Origin of the sequence: Fusobacterium sp. SYSU M8D902 (assembly GCF_040199715.1) — a bacterium.
Taxonomy (GTDB): domain Bacteria; phylum Fusobacteriota; class Fusobacteriia; order Fusobacteriales; family Fusobacteriaceae; genus Fusobacterium_A.
In genome coordinates this window covers 1-845 of sequence record NZ_JBEFNA010000075.1, presented here as the reverse complement: position 1 = coordinate 845, position 845 = coordinate 1, and the positions used below count along the sequence as shown (strand labels likewise).

The following is an 845-nucleotide window of genomic DNA, read 5'->3' as shown; positions in this document are numbered from 1 at the left end:
AAAAATAATCTTCGACAAATTATTATACTACAAAGGATTAGGAGTGGTTCAGATAAATTAAAGTTAACAGAAACAAAAAGTAAATGGGGAGGAGTTTCTATGATAAAGAAGATTGTTGTTTTATTTTTTATGATTTTTTCAATGAGCTTTTCAGCTTGGGAAACTATCAATCTTGTAGATGAATTTGGAGATGAAACAGGGCAGATAGCAATGTTTAATTCAGTTGATTTTTTTCAAGGGATAAGACTTGTTAAAGATGAAGATGGAATTATATGTTTAGATGTTTTAATGGGACCAGAGTGTGTAGTAGGAGAGATCTATCCTTTAAAAATGAAAATTGATGATGGAAAGGCTGTAGAGCTTACAACTATGGCTGTTTCAGATAGATTATTAAGAGTGATAACATTAGATGAACAATTTTTTGAAAAATTAAAAAAAGGAAATAGAGTTTCTTTTGTAGTATATAATACCAATGGTGGAGCTGTTAATTTAAAAATGAGCTTGAGTGGTTTTACAAATGCATATAATAGAGTAATGAACTCTAATTAATATTGACTTTTATAGAAAATACTGTATAATTTTATTAAAATATCTTATTAGGAGAGTGTTTTATGAAATATATAGTATTTTTTATTGTTTTATTTTCAATGTTTGGTTGTAGTAGTCAAAAAAGTTATCGTAAAGAAACAGTAATAACTACTCAAGTAACTGAAGATGGAGAGATAGAAACTATAACTGAAGAAAGAGTAATCAAGTAATAAAAAAAAAGTGTGTTTTGCAAGTGAATTAATAATGTTTTGCCACTTAAATTTGAAACAAAATCCATTGTAAATTTTTATTGACTA

The 845-nt window shown here is 26.6% G+C and carries 2 protein-coding genes; both read left to right on the top strand.

Going from position 1 to position 845, the window contains the following annotated elements; translation table 11 throughout:
• Positions 1–99 precede the first annotated feature (99 nt).
• Entirely contained in the window at positions 100–549 is a 450-nt protein-coding gene (locus ABNK64_RS11115) for an invasion associated locus B family protein (RefSeq protein WP_349764442.1), read from the top strand.
• A gap of 62 nt (positions 550–611) precedes the next feature.
• Positions 612–758, top strand: a complete 147-nt coding sequence (locus tag ABNK64_RS11110) for a hypothetical protein (RefSeq protein WP_349764441.1) — start codon at positions 612–614, stop codon at positions 756–758.
• The last annotated feature ends 87 nt before the right edge of the window (positions 759–845 follow it).